Here is a 21705-nt window from a genome sequence, read left to right on the forward strand (position 1 = left end):
ACTGTAAATCTATGTGCAACTTATTTTTTAAAAAAAGTAGAATGAGTGACGCGTAGGTTTGATTGAGTAAAGCCTTCTTTTGAGTATGTAACAAGACCTTTTTAGTATTGAAAAAATACGAATTTGTAAAATCATCATTTTATTATACCAAGGAAAGTGCGTAAGTTTATCTATTCTAAGACAAAACATGCGAGTAGTTTTTAAATATATATGGTTTTTAGGTATGCTGTTAAGCACAGCATTTATGTATGCTCAAGTGGATAGTGATTCTATAGATCAGGAACGGAGATTTACCTTAAGAGGTTCTGTGATTGAAAGTGAAACACAAGATCCTATACCAAATGTAAATATAGAAGTTAATGGTGGCGCTTATACTACCACCGATTTTTCAGGTGAGTTTAGGATTCAAGCTAAAAGAGGAGATGAGTTGATTGTAAGGCATAAAGATTTTGAAACGGTTTATTATACCATTCTAAGCAATGAACGTATTACAGTTAAGGTAGAGCCCAATGAAGAAGAAGCTAAATATAAGCAGAAAAAATTTTCAAGATCAAATCCCAATGAGTTTAAATCTTTAATAGATTCTGCTGAAACATATTTAAAAAAGGATGCAAAACGTAGTATTCAGTTTATTGAATCTGCTCTTATTAAAAGTAATTCTGCAAAAGAAAACGCTGAAAGTTATGAGGTTTTAGGAGATATTTATATGTTTTGGAAACAATATGATTTAGCTGTTTCTAATTATAGAATCAGTAATCAAAACATGAAGACCAGCATTGTTAAATTAAAACTTGCAGCTGCCTATAAGCAAAATAATAATTATCAGGAAAGTATAGAAACATATAAAGAAATTAGCAAAAGGAAACTATCTAATTGGCAATTAGTTCAACTATATGAAGGTCTTGGGGATGTTTATTTTTTAACTCAAAGTCATCAGCTATCAATCGATAATTATCAAAAAGGACTAGCGCTTGCTCAAAAGCATTTAATCACTCCTAAAATAACAGATTTAAATTCTAAAATAGCACAGGTTTATAATGTAAAAGGTGAGTCCTTAAAAGCGGAAGGATATTTTAACAAATCCATGAAGCTAGCAAATACGCAAAATAAAAAACGAGCTATTGAAGAAAAAATTAAGGTTGCAGATTTTCAGAGTACTAATAATAATTATTCAAGTGAAATAGCATTAAGAAAAGAGGCTTTAGAGGATATAAATGATATTGCATATGATTCTATTTTAGATAATGCAAGCCCTTTAACATCTCAAAAACAGAACTATAAAATAGGTAATGCTTTTGCCCTTCAAAAAGATTATGAAAATGCTATTCCGTACCTTGAAAAGAGCATTGAAGAGGCTGATAGCAAAGAGGATCTTATTGTACAGAAAGAAGCTACCAGAAAATTACATGAAATTTATAGAGATGCGGGTCAATTTGACAAAGCATTAATTGCTTACCAAAGTTATGTTGAATTGGTGGATAAGCTTTACATTAAAAAAGAACAAGAAATATCTCAGGCAGCAAGATTTAGTAAGGATATAGTTAGCAAACAAAATAGAATTTTAAGTTTGGAAAGCGATCGCGCCTTAACAGAGAGTCAATTTCAATTAACCACAGAAGAAGCCAAACGACAAAAATTAATTATCTATTCGTTGATTGGGGGTGTTTTATTGTTGCTAGTGACTGCTTTTTTAATGTTTAAATATATTAAACAACAACGGTTCGCAAATAACTTACTGGCACTAAAAAGTTTACGTAGCCAAATGAATCCGCACTTTATATTTAATGCGTTAAATTCTGTAAATAGCTTTATTGCATCAAATGATGAGCGTACAGCTAATAAATATCTAACTGATTTTTCATTACTAATGCGCGCTGTTTTGGAAAATAGTGAAGAGGATTTTATTCCTCTTGAAAAGGAAATAAAGCTATTAGAACTATACACTAAATTAGAACATTTTAGATTTCAAGACAAATTTGATTATACTATCAATATAGATGAAAGTATTCATGTTCAGGATTTTGTAATACCTCCTATGTTGTTGCAACCTTATATTGAAAATGCTGTATGGCATGGGTTGCGTTATAAAAAAACAAAAGGGCATTTAGACATAATGATTACCCAAACGAAATCTGATGAAATAAAAATCACCATTACAGATGATGGTATTGGGCGACAAAAGTCGAAAGCTTTAAAAACGGAACATCAACAAAAACAAAACTCAAAAGGGATGGGCAATATTAAAAAGCGTGTTTCTATTTTAAACGAGATGTATAAAGATAAAGTGGATGTGCTTGTGGATGATTTTAAGGACGAGGAGGATGTAGGAACAAAAGTTATTGTAACACTTAAAAAAGATTAATGATGAAACAAAAATTCAAAAGAAGACTTAAAAAAGGCATAGTCTATTTAATATTAATATTCATAATTCTATTTGTTTTTAGAATCTTTTATGGGTACTCAGTATCCCCTAATGTCATAGCTAGTAGCAATACTTTTTTTGAAGAAATAGCGAGCAGTCGTGTTAATTATGCTTCAAAAAAGTATAAAATGCAATCTAACACGAGTAGTGCACAAAATATTATTAATGTAGATCAGAAATATGAAAAGATTGCTACTGTTAATACTAAATCTTCTGAATTCGAAAAAGAAAAGAGTTTATTAGATGAAGAGATTAAGAGACAAGAAGCGATAATTCAATTTGAGCAAAACAGTGGGAATAAAGGAAATAGACGACTACAATTATTAATCGGAGTGCAACCTGAAAAATTTGATAGTTTATATGTGTCTTTATCTAAAATTGGAAAAGTTCAATCAAAAGAAATTACAAAAAAAGATAAAACGAATGAATATAAGCAGCTTAATGCAAAAAAGGAATCACTTTTAAAAATTAGAAATTCTCTAATCGAATTAAAATCTAAAGGAGGTAAAATTGAAGAATATATTAATTTAGAAAATAGAATATTAAGTATTGAAGAAGAACTGCAAGGTTTAGGTGTGCAGTTGGGGAACTATGACGAAGAAAATGAGTTTTGTACTATTAAATTCTCATTAATAGAAGGTATAGAAAATAAAATAAGTTTGACGCATCGTATAAAAGTCGCTTTAGATTGGACCATTTCTACGTATTTACAATTAATAGCCATTTTATTTTTTATATCGGGCTTTATGTATATAGCCTTGTTGATTTTAGATAAATTAAATTTATTTAACAGTATTATTAAAAACCTAAAAGATTAAATGAAACTAAATTCCGTAATAGTTGAAGACGAAGAAACAAGTAGAGATATTTTAAAAAATTATCTTAAAAAATATTGCCCAAATGTATCTGTTTTAGGAGAAGCTGCTAATGTTGAAGAAGCTTTGGTTCTTATTCGTAATAACGATTTAGATTTGGTGTTTTTAGATGTAGAAATGCCTTATGGGAATGCGTTTGATCTATTAGATAAGGTAGGTGATATTAATTTTGAAACTGTTTTTGTAACGGCATATAATCATTATGCGATGGATGCTCTGAATGCACATGCATCTTATTATTTAATGAAACCTATTTCGATTGATGAACTTATAAAAGCGGTTGACTATGTTACTGAAATTAAAACAAAAGAAGATGCACTTCAAGATCAGGTACTCATTCCAAAAACGAATGGCGTTGATGGTAAAATAACGATTCCGCAATTGGATGGTTTTGAGGTTATAAGGATGTCTGATATTTTATACTGTAAAGCAGATGATAATTATACTGAAATCTACCTCAATACAAATAAAAAGAAATTAGTAAGTAAAACACTTAAGTATTTTGAAGAAGCTTTAAACAATGCTAGTTTTGCCCGTGTACATAAATCGTATTTAGTCAATGTAAATGAAGTTGTAAAATACGTAAAAGGAAAAGGAGGAAGCGTCCTTCTTAGCAATGGTAAAGAAGTTATGGTATCTGCTTCAAAAAAATCAGACTTATTGTCATATTTCAAATAATCTATTTTGTCATTCTCGAGAAGGCGGGAATTTCAATAATTAAAAACTAAAACAATAAAGATTTCCTTCTTCAAGGAAATGAAAAAATAAACTTAATTATGCCAGTTATAAAACCAGTAAGAGGAAAATCTCCACAAATACCAAATGATTGTTTTATTGCAGACAATGCCACTATAGTTGGTGAAGTTAGTATGGGTAGTCAATGTAGTGTTTGGTTTAGTGCAGTAGTTAGAGGAGATGTTAACTATATTAAAATGGGCAATAAAGTTAATATACAAGATGGAGCCGTGATACACGGTACTTATCAAACTGCAGCAACTACCATTGGTAATAATGTATCTGTTGGTCATAATGCACTGGTACATGGCTGTACTATTCACGATAATGTTTTGATTGGTATGGGAGCAATTATTATGGATGGTTGCGTGGTAGAAAGTAACACCATTATTGCTGCGGGCGCAGTAGTTACTAAAAACACTAAAGTAGAAACAGGTAGTATTTATGCTGGTGTTCCTGCAAAAAAAGTAAAAGATATTAGTCAGGAACTTATTTCTGGTGAAATAGATAGAATTGCTAATAATTATATTGAATACTCAAGCTGGTTTAAATAGCAATCTGGACATTTGTTATTTGGGCTTTTGTAGGGTTTACAGTGATCTTTTTTAGTTAAAAGTCTAAATATTCGGCGACAAGTTCAGAACCTAAAAGTGATTGCATAACGTTTGGGCTTGCATTCGTATAAAAATAGTTTTTACTAAGTTTAGCTTCTATATTTAATAAATTATGCTGTTCCAAAATCGCTTTTGTTTGTCTTGCAACAGCTTCACCTGAGTCTATAATTTTAACATAATCTGGTAGTAATTTAACTAATAAAGGAATTAAATAGGGGTAGTGTGTGCAGCCTAAAACTAAGTAATCTATATTGGCATCTATCATTGGTTTTAGGTAAGCTTTTAAAAGGGTTTCCATTTCACTAGATAGTAATTTACCATTTTCTATGAGTTCTACAATACCCTCACCAACTTGCTCAATAACATTTACATTGCTCGCAAACATACCAGATGTTTTAGAGAATAAAGCACTACTTAAAGTACCTTTGGTAGCCAAAATACCAATCGCATTGGTTTTGGTTTGTAAAGCAGCAGGTTTTATAGCAGGTTCTATACCAATAAATGGGACGTTATAAGTATTTCGAAGCTGATCTATGGCATTGGTAGTTGCTGTATTACAGGCAACGACAATAAGCTTACAGCCTTTGTTAATTAGGTGTTCGGTATTTTTAATACTTAGATTAATAATAGTTTCTTTACTCTTTAACCCATAAGGTGCGTTAAAACTATCAGCTAGATAGATAGTATCCTCATTAGGTAGAAGTGTGTGAATCTCTTTCCATATGGAGGTACCGCCAACACCCGAATCAAAAATACCTATAGGTTGTTTTGTCATAGATTAACAAAAATAAAAAAGCTGTCTCGTAAAAGACAGCTTTAAGTAAATTTATTTAGAGTATATTTTTATATACCTAATTCTTTTTTAACATCATTTAAAATGTCTTTTCCTTCGGCTACGATTAAAGTTGTTCTTTCTAAAACATACTCATATCCTTGTGCTTTAGAAACTTTGTTTATTGCAGCAAATGCTTTTTCTTGAATAGGCTTGAATAATTCAGCTTCTTTTTTAGCTAAATCTTGTTGTGCATCAGCTCTGAATTGTTGAATACGTTGTTGTTTTTCTTGTAACTCTAAACCTCTTTTTTGATTTTCTTCATCTGTTTTTGTGCTAGCTTCTGCTTCGTATTGCTTAACTGTATTTTGATACTCTGTAGCCATAGCTTGCATATCTGTTTGATATGTTTTCCCTAAAGTTTCAAGCTCGGTTTGAGCTGCTTTGGCTTCAGGCATAGCTGCTATTAATTCTTGAGTATTTATATGTGCAACTTTACTTTGCGCATGAGTAAAACTTAAAGTTCCAACGCATAATGCAGTTGCTAATAAAAGAGTTTTTAATTTTTTCATTTGTAAATAGTATTAGTGTGTTATAAATTATTAATTATTTTTAGTTTAAATACTGTCTTTCGTTTTTTGACGGTCTTCTAATATTTTTTTCTTTCTTTCTTCTAATGCTTTTTTTCTTTCAGCTCTTTCCTTTAATTTTTTTTGTCTATTTTCTTCAATAAGCTGTGCTTTAGTTTTTGTTTCCCCTTCTACTGGTTTAGCTTCTGTTTTTGTTGATGGATCACTTGCTTTAGCATCTTCTGCGTCTGTTTCTGTTGTTTTATTTCTAGCATCTATCTTTGCTTGTTTTGCTTTTTGACGATCTTCTATTATTTTTTGACGCTTAGCTTCCGCTTCTTTTTTCTTTGCTTCTCTAGCTGCTAAAATTTCTTGCCTTCTTTTTTCAACGGCACTTTCTCGTTGTGCTTTTTTCTCTTCTAACGCTTTTTGGCGTTCTTCCAATTCGTAATTAATTTCTGGAACTAATTCCTCTTCTTTGGCAGCTCTACGTTCTGCTTTAGAATTTGCTTGTTTGCGTTTTGATGTTCTTGTTATACTCCTTAATATTTGATCACTTAAATCAAACTGTCTTGCAGAGAATAGCATCACTGCATCAGATGATTTGTCAAAAATAAAATCATATTTTCTGCTTTTGGCCAAATCTTGAACTGCTGCAAAAATTTGATCCTGAATAGGCTGCATCAATTGCTTTTTTTGAATGAACAAATCGCCATTAGGGCCAAAACGTTTTTGCTGATAATCAAGAATTTCTTTCTCTTCAAAAGCAATATCTTCTTCTCGTTCATCAATAAGCTCTTTTGTTAAAAGTGCTTTTTCATTGCTTAGGTTTTTTCGTTTTTGTTCTATAGCTCCTAATTTAGCGCCAATTTCGTTTTTCCACTTATCTGCTTTTTGATTTAATTGAGCTGTGGCTTCTTGGTATTCCGGAACATTTTCTAAAATATATTCAGTATCTATATAAGCAATTCTAACACCACGTTGTGCATGTATAGATAAGCTTATCATAAAAACTAATGTCAGTAAAAAAAGAACTTTATTTTTCATCTGTATATATTTTAATTTATTGTCTTATAAATTCTAAAAACGACAAATGAAACTTTATTTATGCCTTTTTCGAATCGTATCTTCAAAATTAACGAATTTTAATCTTAAAAATTTTAATCCTCATGCAAATCATTATAGTGTTATTAGAAAATATCGTGCCAAAATAAATTTTATACTTAAAATTGCTGTCCAATTATGAAGTGAGTTTCCCAACCATGCTTAGTGTTTTGCCCAGGAAGAGCATCAAATCCGTGACCAAAATCAATGCCCAATAATCCAAATGCTGGCATGAAAATACGAACACCTACACCTGCAGATCGATTGATATTAAATGGATTAAAATCTCTAAAACTATTATGAGATGCACCGCCTTCTAAAAAACCTAAAGCATAGATTTTTGCGGAAGCTTTTAATGTTATAGGATAGCGTAGTTCTAAAGAAAATTTATTATAAATACTTGCTCCGTCTTGGTCTGATAATGATTGATCTGGGTAACCACGTAATTGTATCGTCTCTCTTCCATCCAAACTCTGATTTCCTAATCCATTACCACCAACAAAATAACGTTCAAAAGGAATAACCCCTCTATCATTATTATAAGCTCCTAGAAAGCCAAATTCGACACTTGGTTTAAGCACCAAATCGAGATTGTTAAATATTTTAGTATACCAATCACCTTTGAAACTTACTTTATAAAATTCTAGCCAATCAAATTTTTCCTGATCTATTTCTGCAATTCTATTTTGTGCATTTGTTATCTCTAAAGGAGTACTATTAACATCACTTCTTATAGCATTGTTAGTGTCTCGTTCTTCTTGAAGTGCTTCGTAATCTACGCCATTAAATAAAGAATAAGGGAGTGAGAATTTAGCAGTGGCACTAAATTTTGAACCTCCTGTTGGGTAAATAGGGTCTACATTAGTGTTATTTCTACTAAGACCTATAGTGTAAGATAAATTGTTAGAATAACCATCTCCAAAAGTAAATAATCCAGTGTTATAGTTATTTAAGTCATAACGTTGATAACTAATAGCCTGTGATAAGGTGAAATAATCATCTGGAACGGATAAACGTTTTGCTAAACCAAATGTGATTCCAGTGATATTAAAACTTCTACTCTTATCTGCATTTCTTGTTTGTGGATTAAATAAGAACTGCTTGGTGTGCGATAATGAAGCTGAAAATTGAACAGGCCTTTTTCCTCCTAACCAAGGTTCTGAAAACGAAAAGCTATAAGTTTGAAAAAAACGACTCGCTTGCAAACGTAAAGCTAGTCTTTGTCCATCACCCATAGGTATGGGTTTGTATGCGTCTTTTTTTAAGAGGTCTTTTATTGAAAAGTTATTAAAAGATAACCCAAGTGTGCCAATAAAGCCACCGCCACCATAACCACCTTGTAGTTCGATTTGACTTGAACCAGTTTCCTTAACAGAATATTCCATGTCTATAGTGCCCTCGTTCGGGTTTGGGTTGTTAAAGTTTGGTGAGATTTCTTGAGCATCGAAAAAACCTAATTGACCTAATTCTCTAACGGTACGTACGACATTAGCTTTACTATATAATTGACCTGGACGCGTTCTAATTTCTCGATAGATAACGTGGTCATTTGTTTTATCATTACCTACAACAGAAACACTATTGAAATAAGCTGGCTTGCCTTCAATAATTCTTATTTCCATATCAATAACATTATTGTCGGCACTTACCTCAACAGGATTTATAGTAGAAAATAAATACCCATGATTTTGATATTCGTTGGTTATATCTCGAGCATCAGGGCTAGAGTTGTCTGCAATTCGTTCTTGTAATAAAACACCATTGTATGTGTCCCCTTTCTTTATACGTAGCAGTCTAGATAAATATTGGTTACTGTATACGGTATTACCAATAAAAGTAATATCTCCAAAAGTGTATAGCTCCCCTTCATTTATATCTATTTTAAGAGAGATGGTTTTATCGTCGTTAATTATTAAGCTATCAGATAAGATTCGAGCATCTCTATAACCATTTTCTTTGTACTTCTCTATGACACTAGATAAATCCGCTTGATACGCAGAATCTATAAACTTAGAGCGTTTTAAAATTCTTAAACGATTTATCTTTTTAGTACTTTTCATACTTCTTCTAAGCTTTTTATCGCTTAAAACAGTATTGCCATTAAAGTCTATATCTTTAATTTTAACTTTTTCGCCTTTATCAATATTGAGTACCATATTAACACGAGCTGCTTTAATAGAATCTTTTACATCTATTGTGTTAATATGTATTTTAGTGTTTAAATAGCCTTCTTTTTTGTATTTAGTAGTTAAAAAGTTTTTAGTTGTGGTTATTAAGTTTTCAGTTACTTTGGTTCCCTTTTTTAATTTATTCTCTTCAATTACTTTTTCTTTTTTAGACCTTTTTATACCATTTATTTTTATCTCGTTAAGTTGAGGTAAATCAGATAGTCTTATCTCTAAAAAAGCAGCATCACCTTCTATTTTGGTAACATAAACTTCAATATCACTAAATAACTTAGAGTTCCAAAGTTTTTTAATAGCCGTACTAATAGCTTCTCCAGGAATTGTTATTTCTTTTCCTTTTCTTAAACCAGAATAAGTAACGATGGTTTGTTCACTAAACGAACTATTTCCAGAAACTGAAATACCTCCTAATATGTATTTGTTGCCATTACTATATGTTGCTTCTTGTCCTTGAATGTTAAAGCTACTTGCAAAAAGTAATATTACTATAATGTGCTTTATATGTGCTTCTAAAAATGAAATGTTAGCTAAGCTGTTCACTTGTTTTCCCAAATCTTCGTTCTCTTTTTTGATATTCAATAATAGCTTCATACAAATGTTCTTTCGTGAAATCTGGCCACAATACATTTGTAAAATATAACTCTGCGTATGCTATTTGCCAAAGTAAAAAATTGCTAATACGTTGCTCTCCACTTGTTCTAATTAGTAAATCTACATCTGGCAAATCATGCGTGTAAAGATGCTCATTTATAATCGATTCATCAATATTATCGGGCGAAATTATATTATTTTTAACTTTAATACTAATTTCTTTAACAGTGTTTTGTATTTCTTCTCTAGATCCATAGCTTAATGCTAAGGTTAAAGTCATTCTTTCGTTCTCCTTTGTACTATCAATAACATCATGAAGTTCTTTGTGAACTTTTTTAGGAAGTGTATTAAGGTTTCCTATAGCCGAAAGTTTAATATTATTATCTTGAAGTGTTTTTATTTCTTTTTTTAATGAAGACACCAAAAGTTTCATTAACGTTTGTACTTCTAATTTTGGTCTTTTCCAATTTTCGGTAGAAAACGCGTAAAGAGTCAAGTTTTTTATGCCAAGTTCTGCACAAGCCTCAACAGTTTGTCGCACAGCTTTTGTGCCATTTTCATGACCAAAAGCGCGTATCATTCCTTTTTGTTTTGCCCAACGACCGTTGCCGTCCATTATAATGGCAATGTGTTTTGGTAGTGTGTTGCTTTGTATACTTTCTTTTAAATTCATTTTAATTGCCTGGGCAGTAACAAGGATTTTCGCCAAATGTGTATGTTAAAGTTAAACCTGAAAACATATACCAATCGTTATTATTTATATTACCAAATTTATACTGTTGCTGCCTGGATTTATCATTTGGAAGACTTCCGTCAAGTCCATCAGAAAATGTATAGCGTGCACCAACTTCTATACCTATTATAATATTATCTATAAAAGAAGCTTTAAAACCAACCACCATTGGAATACCGTATGCCCAACTTGAGGTGTTTTCTTGGGTTTGTACACCATTCAAAAAATAATGATTATCATGCTTGGCTGTAGTTATACCAGTATATAAGTATGGTGTAGCTGCTTTATCGCTAGAATGTAAATCGAAATCTAAAAATGTAAATTCGATTCCTAAAGAAACTTCCATAATCTTACTTGAAAACTCATAGCCTCTTTGAATACGTCTTGGGTCGTCTGATTTTGTATCAATACCTTCTAATTCACTAAAAATCACAGAAGCCCTATAAGAGTGCCTCTTACTTCTATTCCATTTATAGATCCCTCCAATGGCTAATTGGTTAGGTGAAATATAATCTGTAGCACCCACATCTCCAATAAAATTACTTCCTCCTGCAAAAATACCTATTTCGTTAATTTGAGAGTAACTAAAATGAATGCTTAATATACTTAATATCAATATGGTTAAATGCCTCATAAATATTCAAAAGTTTGCAAATATAATAAATAAGATTAGCCTAAAATAATTTGAGCTAAATTGTATTAGTGTAAAACTGAATTTCTTATGAATTATTGTTTAATTGCGCTTGTCTTCCCCCCAAAGAAGCTTTTTTCTTAGTGTATCTAAAAAACTTTCATTTAAAAGATCAATCATTTTAATTTTGAAGTCTGCTTTTTTAATTTTGATTATAGTGCCATTATCTAGTGTTGCAATTCTGGAGTCCAACGAGACTAAATGATTTTCTTCCCGCCCGTCCACTTTAAGTTGTATCTCTGTTGAATCGGGAATTATTAAAGGGCGAGCGCTAAGGTTGTGTGGTGCTATAGGAGTTATAACAAAACTATTAGTTCCTGGGGTAATTACTGGGCCGCCACAACTCAAAGAATACCCCGTAGAACCTGTAGGGGTTGAGATTATTAAACCATCACTCCAATAAGATGTAAGATATTCACCATCTAAATGCGTTTCAACAGTAATCATAGATGTCGTATTCTTTCTGCTTACAGCTATTTCGTTTAAGGCAAAATTTAGTGATGTTATATTTTTATTTTCTGGAATAGTTTCTATTGAAAGTAAACTACGTTCTGATATTTTATAATGTCCGTCAATAATATTTTGAATAGCATGCTCGATAGCATCAACCTGTATCGTTGCTAAAAAACCTAAACGCCCTGTATTAATGCCTATTATAGGAATATCTATATCCTTTACAAAAGTAATGGCTCTTAAAATGGTACCATCACCTCCAACGCTTACAAGGAAATCGAAAGAAGTATCTAATGTGTCAAATGTTTTAAATGAAGTAAAGTCTTTTATGTTGGGAGATTCATTAAGGATAATGTTGAAAAACTCCGTTTCAATATAAGCATCAATGTCCTTTTTTAATAAGTAATTAAATAGTGTTTCAACTGAAGTTGTTGTAGCTTTATTATAAAATCGTCCGAAAATAGCAACTTTCATGTGTTTGTTTTTATCGTTTTTTATTGGGCACATGGTGCATCCATAAAATTTATGGATGGTTCATTGTTTACATATTTAAGTATTTGTTTAAATAATCCGATCTATCTTTGAGGCTTTCAATATAACTATCTTCTTCATGTCCCGATACGATATTATAACTATATCTACGAAAAGTTTGAATGATCTCATTAAGCCCTGTGCTACCTATTTTAATAGTGACTTGCACAACATCATTTTTTATTTTAGAAACAAAAGCACCTAAAACTTTCCCGTTGTTAGATTCTACTATTTGGCTTATCTCGCTAAATGAGTAATCATTGATTCCCTTTTCGACGACTAGAACACCTCCAGCTTCAAAAAAGAAAGGAGATTCATTAAAAAGGCTAATAATATCATTAAGTTCATAATATCCTAGATAATTATTGTTTTTATCTAAAACAGGCATAATATTAGCCGAATTTTGAGCAAAAGCTTCTAATACATCTAACCAAAGTGTATCGTCTCTTACAAAAAAATCTTCAATCGAATGAAGATGGTCACTAATAAGTTTATTACTTTCAAAACAATGCACGTCAGTTTCAAAAAAAGTACCCAAAAAAGTATCATCCTCGTCTTTGATAGGAATATGGGAATAGGTTAACTGATTAAAAAGCAATTGCAATTCACTTATTTTGCTATTACTATGTAATGGTTTTATATCATTTATAATATATTCCGAAAGTTTCATTGTTCAGCTTTAAGAGTATGCAAATTAATTAAAAAAATAGTATATAAGCCTGTTCTACTTTGTATTTTTGCTTTTTAAAATTCATACATGACAAAGTTAAGTGTAAATATTAACAAGATTGCTACGTTAAGGAATTCCAGAGGAGGTAATGTTCCAAATGTAGTTCAGTTTGCAAAAGATGTGCAACGGTTTGGTGCAGAGGGGGTAACGATTCATCCAAGGCCAGATGAACGTCATATACGCTATCAGGATGCTCATGATTTAAAATCAGAAGTTTATACCGAGTATAATATAGAGGGCAATCCTGTGGAATCTTTTGTAGAATTAGTTTTAAATGTAAAGCCGACTCAAGTTACGTTAGTTCCTGATGCTGTTGATGCTATTACTAGTAATGCTGGTTGGGATACTATAAAGAATAAAGATTTTTTAGTTGATGTTATCAAAGAGTTTCAACAAAACGGAATAAGAACCTCTATTTTTGTAGACCCTGTATTAGGGCAAATTGAAGGTGCTAAAGCTACAGGAACGGATAGAATTGAATTATATACAGAAGCTTTTGCTCATCAATATAGTTTAGGAAATACGGCCGCTATTAAGCCTTATGCTGATAGTGCAATATTAGCAAGTAATTTAAATCTGGGTATTAATGCTGGACACGATTTGTCTCTAGATAATATTGAATATTTCAAAAAGAATATTCCTGGGTTGTTAGAAGTTTCTATTGGGCATGCTTTAATAGCCGAGAGTTTGTATTTAGGAGTAGAGAATGTTGTTCAAATGTATTTACGCAAATTAAAGTCCCAATTTTAATTCTTCCCAAAGGGAAAGAAACTCTGCCGAAACATTACGGAATTAAACAGGATAGATTTAAAAAAAATATTTAAAAATAAGTGAGCAATCACATAATAGCTTCCCTCCTTTGGAGGGATTAAGGGAAGATTATGATATTACATTCAAATATAATAGGAGAAGGACAACCATTTGTTATACTTCATGGTTTTTTAGGAATGAGTGATAATTGGAAAACACTTGGTCGTCAATTTAGCGAACAGGGTTTTCAAGTTCACTTAGTAGACCAACGGAATCACGGACGCAGTTTTTGGCATAATAATTTTAATTATGAGGTGCTTGCTGAAGATTTAAAACATTATTGTGATATCCACAACCTTACCAATATCACATTATTGGGACATTCTATGGGAGGGAAAACAGCTATGTTATTTGCAACGCAATATCCTGAAATAATTTTGAAGTTGTTGGTAGTAGATATTTCTCCACGTTTTTACCCAATTCATCATCATGATATATTGGAAGGTTTAACAGCGTTAGATTTTGATATGATTCATAGTAGAGGAGAGGCGGATAAGTTGTTGAGTAATTATGTGCCCGATTTTGGAACACGTCAGTTTTTGTTAAAAAACCTATATTGGATTGAAAAAGGCAAATTAGCATTACGTGTAAATTTAGAGGTTTTAAAAGAAGAAGTGGGGGAGGTAGGTGAAGCATTGCCAAGTCATGCCAAGTTTGAAAAAGATACATTGTTTTTACGTGGAGATAGATCGGAATATATTGGGGAAGAGGATGAAAGAATCATTTCGAATCATTTTACGAGTGTAGACATTGTCACTATTTCTAATTCAGGACACTGGTTGCATGCCGAAAATCCAAAAGATTTTTTTGAAGCTGCAATAAATTTTATGTTATAACTTACATGCATATATGAAAAAAACAAAATTATTAAGAAAGTTATGGTATGACTTGTCATCAAATCAGAGATTTTTTATTCGTAGATTATATTACTTGCCACAAGATTTATTTGATAAAATTACAGGCAAAACTCATAAATATGTACCTCCAAGAGGTTTTATATATACCGGTTCCCCTTCTAGTGCAGAAAACTATTTAAAACAAGGTGAATTACAATTAGAGTTGCTTAAAGAAGAGATAAATTTAATACCATCAGATTCTGTTTTAGATATAGGTAGTGGTGTAGGGAGAACAGCAATAGCATTAACAACATATATTAACGAAAAAGGAAGTTATGATGGTTTTGACGTGGTAAAAAAAGGAATAGATTGGTGTAATTCTGGCATTGGTACAGATTTTTCAAATTTTAATTTTAAATATGTAGCTCTATATAATGATTTATATAACACCTCTGCGAGTAGTGCACTAGAATTTGTTTTTCCTTATGGGAAAAATAGTTTTAATAAGATTTTTACATTTTCGGTTTTTACCCATATGATGTTAGAAGAGATTCAACATTATTTTAATGAGATTCAAAGGGTGATTACTAATAATGGTTTATGTTTTTCTACCTTCTTTTTGTATGACTCAAATGATGAAGATTATATTGCCACTAGAAAGCATTTTAATTTTCCTGTTAAAGGAGATGATGGTTTTAGATTAATGAATAAAAATGTTAAATCTGGTAATATTGCGATTCATAAAACTAAGCTAGATGATATGCTGAAAAATGCCAATTTGAAAAGAGTAAAAAGAATTGATGGCTTTTGGAAAGATGAAGTGAGGGACAAATCAAAAAAAGAATATCAAGATATTGTAGTGTTTAAAAGAATATAAAATGGATATTTTGTACATTTAAGTGAATTCTAAAAACAATGAGCAAGCATAATTAAAAAATTTCAACTGATATTGAAACATTTACTATGCGAATGACGTCTGATAGATATAATAATTAAATAAAAACAGATGAAACTCATAACTAAACTTCTCTTAAACGCCTTAGCTGTATTTATAATAGCATATTTCCTAAAAGGAGTCAATGTAGATAGTTATTTAACGGCTATTATTGTTGCTGTTGTATTATCAATATTAAACCTATTTGTAAAACCTGTTTTAATTGTTCTAACCTTACCTATAACAGTAGTTACTTTAGGCTTATTCTTGCTAATTATTAATGCATTAATTATTTTATTAGCTGATAAATTAATTGATGGTTTTTCTGTAAATAGCATTTGGATTGCAGTGTTGTTTAGTATACTACTTTCTGTTTTACAATCCATACTTCATTCGCTTTTAAAAGACGATAAAAAATAGCTTTAAACAAACTTCTGCCTCACTGATTTTTTTAACTAAATATTTTAATAGTGAATGACATTTGATCTTTGAAAATCAATAAATAAGATCACATGAAATCAAGCAGTTAAAAACTTTGCTAGGATGTAAAAATATTATATTTTTGCATCCCAATTTTGGTTACATAAATTTTAGTTTTTTAAAAGAAAACGTATTGTTAAATGCCTGACATGAGGCTTTATATAATTTAAAATGAATATTACAAGAGAAAACGTTGATGCATTAAATGCTGTTGTGAAAGTAGATATCGCTAAAGAAGACTATAGCGATAAAGTTGAAAAAATATTAACAGACTATCGTAAAACAGCAAATATTCCTGGTTTTAGAAAAGGGCATGTGCCAATGGGGATGGTTAAAAAACAATACGGGAAAGCTGTTTTGGTTGATGAGGTTAATAAGTTATTGCAAGATGCTTTAAATAAATACCTTACGGAAGAAAAACTTGATGTCTTAGGACAGCCTTTACCAAAACCACAAGATGAAATTAACTGGGAAGCTGATGAATTTTCTTTTGAATTTGAATTAGGTTTAGCGCCAGAATTTGAAGTGAAATTAAAAGGTAAAAAAGCAATCACTCAATATAATATTGTTGCTGATGATAAAATGATTGATGAGCAGATTGAACGTATTCAAAAACAATACGGGAAGTTAGTCTCTCAAGATACTGTTGTAAAAGACAGTGAAATTACTGGAGTTTATACAAATGAAGAAAAAGAAATAGATAACACAGTAACTTTAACTTTAGATAAATTTAAAGGGAAAGCCACAGAAAAGCAATTTATAGGAGCTAAAGCTGGAGATGTTATTACATTAAAAACTAAAGGACTTTATGATGATGAGCATGAATTAATGCATGCTTTAAAATTAAGTCATGATGATGTACATGGTTTAGATATTGAAGTGAATTTCACAATTAATGAAATTAATGAGCGTGAATTAGCAGATTTAGATCAAGAGTTGTTTGATAAGCTTTTTGGAAAAGATACTGTAACTACTGTTACCGAGTTAAGAGCGAAGATAAAGGAAGATGCCGAAAAGCAATTTGTACAACAAGCAGATCAGAAGCTTTTAAACGATGTTACTGAATATTTAGTTGAAAGTACTAAGTTTGATTTACCTGCCGAATTTTTAACTAAGTGGATGCAAACTGCTGGTGAGAAAGAAATGGATGAGGTGCAAGCAAGAGAAGAATATGAAAAATCAGAAAAAAGTTTACGCTATCAATTAATTGAAGGAAAACTTATTACAGATAATGATGTTCAAGTAACTATGGATGACATTAAAAATCATGCAAGAGAAATGATTAAAGGGCAAATGGCTCAATTTGGTCAAATGAACCCTTCAGACAAAGAGTTAGACGACATTGCAGCACGTGTATTATCAAACCAAGACGAAGCACGTAGAATTTCAGAGCAATTAATCAGCCAAAAATTATTAGCAGTTTACAAAGAAAAAGCTAATATTAAGGTTAAAGAATTAAGCTATGAAAAGTTTGTTAAAGAAGTTTACGGCGATAAATAAGTAAAGAATAATTCCTTATATTTAAGCGCTTAAATCTACAGGTTTAAGCGTTTTTTATTCAAAAAAAAGAATTTTTTAAAATAGATTTTTTTGTCATTTAAGTGTGAATCAGGCAATTAATCGAATTAAATATTAAAAAAACTATGGATTACGCAAAAGAATTTGAAAAATTCGCGATAAAAGATCAAGGGATAAGCAGTACATATTATAATAAAATAATGAGTAGTATGTACCCAAATAGCTTAACGCCTAATATTATTGAAGAACGTCAAATGAATATCGCTATTTTTGATGTATTCTCTCGTTTAATGATGGACCGTATTATTTTTATGGGTACAGCTATTAACGATCAAGTTGCTAATATTATACAAGCTCAATTATTGTTTTTAGAAAGTGTTGATGCTTCAAAAGATATTCAAATTTATATTAATTCTCCAGGAGGAAGTGTGTATGCTGGTTTAGGGATTTATGATACTATGCAGTTTATAAAACCTGACGTAGCTACTATTTGTACTGGTATGGCAGCCTCTATGGGAGCTGTTTTATTATGTGCTGGAGAGAAAGGAAAACGTAGCGGATTAACACATTCGCGAGTTATGATACACCAACCATTGGGAGGTGCACAAGGGCAGGCTAGTGATATCGAAATTACAGCTAGAGAGATTTTGATTTTAAAAGAAGAGCTTTATAAGATTATTAGTAAGCATTCGGGGCAGGATTACGACAAAGTATACGAAGATAGTGATCGAGATTATTGGATGAAAGCTGATAAAGCCAAGGAATATGGCATGATTGATGAGATTTTGTCTCGTAATTAAATAAAAAATTTGTAATTTTAGTTAATTGTTATTGAGGGATTTATAGTGATTTACACAAAAAAACAGATATAGATTAATGGCAAAAGAAGAATTAGAATGTTCGTTCTGTGGTAGAAAAAAGCCAGAAACGAATTTATTAATAGCAGGCTTAGATGCTCATATATGTGATAGATGTATAGAGCAGGCGCATGGTATTGTGATTGAAGAATCTAAGCAAAGTGATAGTAGTGATTTGTCTGCTGAGTTAAAACTCCGTAAACCCCAACAAATTAAGGGGTTTCTTGATGAATATATTATCGGACAAAGCATGACTAAAAAAGTGATGTCTGTGGCGGTGTATAATCATTATAAACGTTTGTTACAACCACCTACTAAAGATGATATAGAAATTCAGAAGAGTAATATCATCATGGTAGGGCAAACGGGTACAGGAAAAACCCTAATGGCAAAAACAATTGCTAAAATGTTAAATGTACCATTAGCTATTGTAGATGCTACTGTTTTAACAGAAGCAGGTTATGTTGGAGAAGATGTAGAGAGTATTTTAACACGTTTATTACAAGCTGCAGATTATAATTTAGAAAAAGCAGAAAAAGGCATTGTTTTTATTGATGAGATTGATAAAATTGCTCGTAAGAGTGATAATCCATCTATAACACGTGATGTTTCTGGAGAAGGGGTACAACAAGCCTTATTAAAACTTCTTGAAGGAACTGTAGTTAATGTACCACCAAAAGGAGGACGTAAGCATCCAGATCAAAAATTTATTGAAGTAAACACAGAAAATATTTTATTTATTGCTGGTGGTGCTTTTGATGGTATTGATCGTGTGATATCAAAACGCTTGAATATGCAAGCAGTGGGGTATAGTGCTTCTATGTCTGACGAAGTTGTAGATCAAGATCATTTACTACAATATATTATTCCAAAAGATTTAAAAGATTTTGGATTGATTCCAGAAATTATAGGGCGTTTACCTGTACTTACATATATGGATCCTTTAGACGCAAAGACTTTAAGAGCGATTTTAACCGAGCCTAAGAATGCCATTGTCAAGCAATACAAGAAGTTGTTTGCTATGGACGAAATTGAATTCGCCATAACAGACGGTGCTTTAGATTTTATTGTGAATAAGGCTATTGAATATAAATTAGGTGCTAGAGGATTACGTTCTCTTTGTGAAGAAATATTAACAGATGCGATGTTTGAGCTGCCTAGTAGCAATGAGAAGAAATTAAACGTAACTAAAGTATACGCAGAGGATAAATTAACGAAAACAACTTTGAAGAAACTAAAAGCAGTTTCATAAAAAGTTGAATATATAGTATAAAAAAACCACGCTATGCAGCGTGGTTTTTTATTTTTATGGATGTTAATTAATAAAAGACATTATGGATAAATTTTCACAGTGTTTCTAAAAACTTTTTAAAAGTATACTTAATTAGATCATGCACAAAGGTTTTTTTTGCCTTTTAGATGATTAGACAAAATACTCGTTTAAAAACTTTTACTGTTGTATTTAATCGGAATTAAGAACGTGTTATAAAGTTTATAAACTCTTCGTTATTCTAAAATAACAAATTCCACACGCCTGTTAGCTTGTAAATTTTCGTCGGTACAATCATTTTTACAATCAATCTTTGGTTTGGTTTCACCATACCCTCTAGATTGTAATCTGTTTTTATTAATACCGTTGTTTATTAAATAAGTTACTGCAGATGCAGCACGTTTTTTAGATAAGTTTAAATTATAAGAATCTCGACCTTTGTTATCAGTGTGCGCATTAATAACTAATTTCATTTCTGGGTGTTCCTTTAAAACTTTAAGAACTTTGTTTAAAGAAATAAAAGACTCTTCTTTGATGCCCCATTTGTTAAAATCGAAATATATGTTTTCTAGAACAATTCTTAACTCGTCTTCAACTTTTGCGATAACAGGTTCTGTAGTGAGTAATTCTAAATCCTTAGTGTATGAAGTATTGTAAGCTCTAGTCGCTTCAAATTTAAAATCACCATCTTTAAATCCGTCCTTTTGAGTTGTAATGCTATACGATTCAAAAGGAGTCACATGAAAGCTATAACTAGCATTAGTTTTAGTTCGTTGTCTTGAAATTTCTTTACCTTCTTCGTCTTTTAAAATAACTAAGGTATTAGGGAGTTTTATTTTGGTTTCTAAATCTAAAACCTGACCCTTTATTGTTTGAATTATTTCATCATTAGTAGCTGTATAAATATCGAAACCACCTTTTCCATTTGGTCTGTTAGAAGATACATAGCCTTTATTTTTAGCAGCTAAGAAATAAGCAACTTCATCATATCGCGTATTAATGGTGTTCCCCATATTTCTTGGAGTTTTATACCCGTTACTTAAAATTTTACTCGTAAAAAGATCAAATCCACCTATATTGTTATGTCCTTTTGAAGAGAAATATAAATATTTTGAATCTATAGAAAGGGATGGATATTTTTCATCTGAGCGTGTATTAATATTATCTCCTAGGTTTTTAGGGGTACTTAAAGTACCATCTGCATTTATGTCTGAAACGTAGAGGTCGTAACCCCCAATAGATTCTGGCATATTTGCCGAAAAATATAATTTATCACCTTTAGGACTTACAAAAGGGTTTTCTATTGAAACATTTGTCTTATTAATACTCAAAAGGGCTTCATTAATCCAATTACCATGAGAATCTTCTTCTAAAATAGCTTTATATAATTTATACTCCATTGAGTTTTCTTTAGAACTCCTGGTATAATACACTGTTTTTTGATCTGGAGAAAATGTTAATTGGTCTTCACTGTTTTTTGTGTTTAGTATTCTAGAAAACAAAAGCGGTAAGCTTAATGAACCATTTTTATCAATGTCTAGGCAAAATAAATCTTTATACGCTTCATTCGTATTAGGATCTATTTTTGCTAGTCCTCCAAGTTTTTTTGAGGACACCATAATAAGTTTATTTCTGAAAAAACCAGATCCAATTTCGGAATATTTAGTATTAACACCAGCGTCTAAAAGTTCGAACTCAAATCCGTTAGCATCAATGGAGTTTAATGATGAACGTGAATTGTTAAAAGAAAAATTATTCGATGCTATTAAATTAGAAGGTCCTTGACTAAGTATAATGTTAGAGATAAGGAAAATGAAAAAAGATAATTTAGTTTTCATCTTTTGAGGGATTAGAGAGATTAAAATTAAATGGATGTTAAATGTAATCCTGAACCTTAGTTTTTGAAAATTTCTTAGATGAATAGCTATTTAATTCGTTTACCAATTACTTTATTGAGAGTTCTAGTAAAAAAAAGACCTTTTGTTGTTCTAGTG

General features: G+C 31.1%; 20 protein-coding genes. 11 read left to right on the forward strand and 9 right to left on the reverse strand.

Features of this window, described 5'->3' with window-relative positions:
* Positions 1 to 187: 187 nt before the first annotated feature.
* The 4 genes from Q4Q39_RS13190 to Q4Q39_RS13205 all read left to right on the forward strand — a co-directional run bounded on the left by Q4Q39_RS13190 (position 188) and on the right by Q4Q39_RS13205 (position 4586).
* A complete protein-coding gene (locus Q4Q39_RS13190; RefSeq protein ID WP_303282979.1) occupies positions 188 to 2362 on the forward strand; it encodes a histidine kinase in 2175 nt (724 codons plus the stop codon).
* Positions 2362 to 3240: a DUF4349 domain-containing protein gene (locus Q4Q39_RS13195; protein ID WP_303282980.1), complete on the forward strand. Its 879-nt coding sequence runs from the start codon at positions 2362 to 2364 to the stop codon at positions 3238 to 3240. The genes Q4Q39_RS13190 and Q4Q39_RS13195 overlap by 1 nt, the downstream gene beginning before the upstream one ends.
* Positions 3241 to 3975 (forward strand): LytR/AlgR family response regulator transcription factor, encoded by a 735-nt coding sequence (locus tag Q4Q39_RS13200; RefSeq protein ID WP_303282981.1) that lies wholly within the window; start codon positions 3241 to 3243, stop codon positions 3973 to 3975.
* A gap of 98 nt (positions 3976 to 4073) precedes the next feature.
* Entirely contained in the window at positions 4074 to 4586 is a 513-nt protein-coding gene (locus Q4Q39_RS13205) for a gamma carbonic anhydrase family protein (RefSeq protein WP_303282982.1), read from the forward strand.
* Positions 4587 to 4641: 55 nt separating this feature from the next.
* Here Q4Q39_RS13205 and murI read toward each other — a convergent pair whose 3' ends face one another.
* The 8 genes from murI to Q4Q39_RS13245 form a co-directional block, all read right to left on the reverse strand.
* Entirely contained in the window at positions 4642 to 5421 is a 780-nt protein-coding gene (murI, locus tag Q4Q39_RS13210) for a glutamate racemase (RefSeq protein WP_303282983.1), read from the reverse strand.
* A gap of 68 nt (positions 5422 to 5489) precedes the next feature.
* The gene (locus tag Q4Q39_RS13215) at positions 5490 to 5990 is read right to left on the reverse strand and encodes an OmpH/Skp family outer membrane protein (protein WP_303282984.1); all 501 of its coding nucleotides are present in this window, start codon (positions 5988 to 5990) and stop codon (positions 5490 to 5492) included.
* A 45-nt stretch (positions 5991 to 6035) separates the two neighbouring features.
* Positions 6036 to 7034, reverse strand: a complete 999-nt coding sequence (locus tag Q4Q39_RS13220) for an OmpH/Skp family outer membrane protein (RefSeq protein ID WP_303282985.1) — start codon at positions 7032 to 7034, stop codon at positions 6036 to 6038.
* Between the two features lie 176 nt (positions 7035 to 7210).
* Positions 7211 to 9868, reverse strand: a complete 2658-nt coding sequence (locus Q4Q39_RS13225) for a BamA/OMP85 family outer membrane protein (RefSeq protein ID WP_303282986.1) — start codon at positions 9866 to 9868, stop codon at positions 7211 to 7213.
* On the reverse strand, positions 9801 to 10541 hold the full coding sequence (uppS, locus tag Q4Q39_RS13230) for an undecaprenyl pyrophosphate synthase (protein WP_303282987.1): 741 nt from the start codon (positions 10539 to 10541) through the stop codon (positions 9801 to 9803). The genes Q4Q39_RS13225 and uppS overlap by 68 nt, the downstream gene beginning before the upstream one ends.
* Before the next feature lies 1 nt (position 10542).
* Positions 10543 to 11235, reverse strand: a complete 693-nt coding sequence (gene porG, locus Q4Q39_RS13235) for a type IX secretion system protein PorG (RefSeq protein WP_303282988.1) — start codon at positions 11233 to 11235, stop codon at positions 10543 to 10545.
* Positions 11236 to 11334: 99 nt separating this feature from the next.
* A complete protein-coding gene (locus tag Q4Q39_RS13240) occupies positions 11335 to 12219 on the reverse strand; it encodes an NAD kinase (protein WP_303282989.1) in 885 nt (294 codons plus the stop codon).
* A 67-nt stretch (positions 12220 to 12286) separates the two neighbouring features.
* Complete coding sequence (locus Q4Q39_RS13245) at positions 12287 to 12946, reverse strand: CBS domain-containing protein (RefSeq protein ID WP_303282990.1); 660 nt, start codon at positions 12944 to 12946, stop codon at positions 12287 to 12289.
* An 87-nt stretch (positions 12947 to 13033) separates the two neighbouring features.
* On the opposite strand from Q4Q39_RS13245, the gene Q4Q39_RS13250 reads away from it, so the two are divergent.
* The 7 genes from Q4Q39_RS13250 to clpX all read left to right on the forward strand — a co-directional run bounded on the left by Q4Q39_RS13250 (position 13034) and on the right by clpX (position 19693).
* Entirely contained in the window at positions 13034 to 13756 is a 723-nt protein-coding gene (locus tag Q4Q39_RS13250) for a pyridoxine 5'-phosphate synthase (protein WP_303282991.1), read from the forward strand.
* Between the two features lie 131 nt (positions 13757 to 13887).
* Positions 13888 to 14652, forward strand: a complete 765-nt coding sequence (locus tag Q4Q39_RS13255) for an alpha/beta fold hydrolase (RefSeq protein WP_303282992.1) — start codon at positions 13888 to 13890, stop codon at positions 14650 to 14652.
* A gap of 13 nt (positions 14653 to 14665) precedes the next feature.
* Positions 14666 to 15529, forward strand: coding sequence for a class I SAM-dependent methyltransferase (locus tag Q4Q39_RS13260; RefSeq protein WP_303282993.1), 864 nt, complete (start codon positions 14666 to 14668; stop codon positions 15527 to 15529).
* Between the two features lie 129 nt (positions 15530 to 15658).
* Entirely contained in the window at positions 15659 to 16006 is a 348-nt protein-coding gene (locus tag Q4Q39_RS13265) for a phage holin family protein (RefSeq protein WP_303282994.1), read from the forward strand.
* A 231-nt stretch (positions 16007 to 16237) separates the two neighbouring features.
* A complete protein-coding gene (gene tig / locus Q4Q39_RS13270) occupies positions 16238 to 17566 on the forward strand; it encodes a trigger factor (protein ID WP_303282995.1) in 1329 nt (442 codons plus the stop codon).
* A 143-nt stretch (positions 17567 to 17709) separates the two neighbouring features.
* Entirely contained in the window at positions 17710 to 18384 is a 675-nt protein-coding gene (gene clpP, locus Q4Q39_RS13275; RefSeq protein ID WP_303282996.1) for an ATP-dependent Clp endopeptidase proteolytic subunit ClpP, read from the forward strand.
* A gap of 76 nt (positions 18385 to 18460) precedes the next feature.
* Positions 18461 to 19693, forward strand: coding sequence for an ATP-dependent Clp protease ATP-binding subunit ClpX (gene clpX / locus Q4Q39_RS13280; RefSeq protein WP_303282997.1), 1233 nt, complete (start codon positions 18461 to 18463; stop codon positions 19691 to 19693).
* A gap of 254 nt (positions 19694 to 19947) precedes the next feature.
* On the opposite strand, the gene Q4Q39_RS13285 is transcribed toward clpX, so the two are convergent.
* Positions 19948 to 21549, reverse strand: a complete 1602-nt coding sequence (locus tag Q4Q39_RS13285; RefSeq protein ID WP_303282998.1) for an OmpA family protein — start codon at positions 21547 to 21549, stop codon at positions 19948 to 19950.
* Positions 21550 to 21705: the final 156 nt, after the last annotated feature.

The sequence above is a fragment of the Flavivirga amylovorans genome (genome assembly GCF_030540875.1).
Taxonomy (GTDB): Bacteria; Bacteroidota; Bacteroidia; order Flavobacteriales; family Flavobacteriaceae; genus Flavivirga; species Flavivirga amylovorans.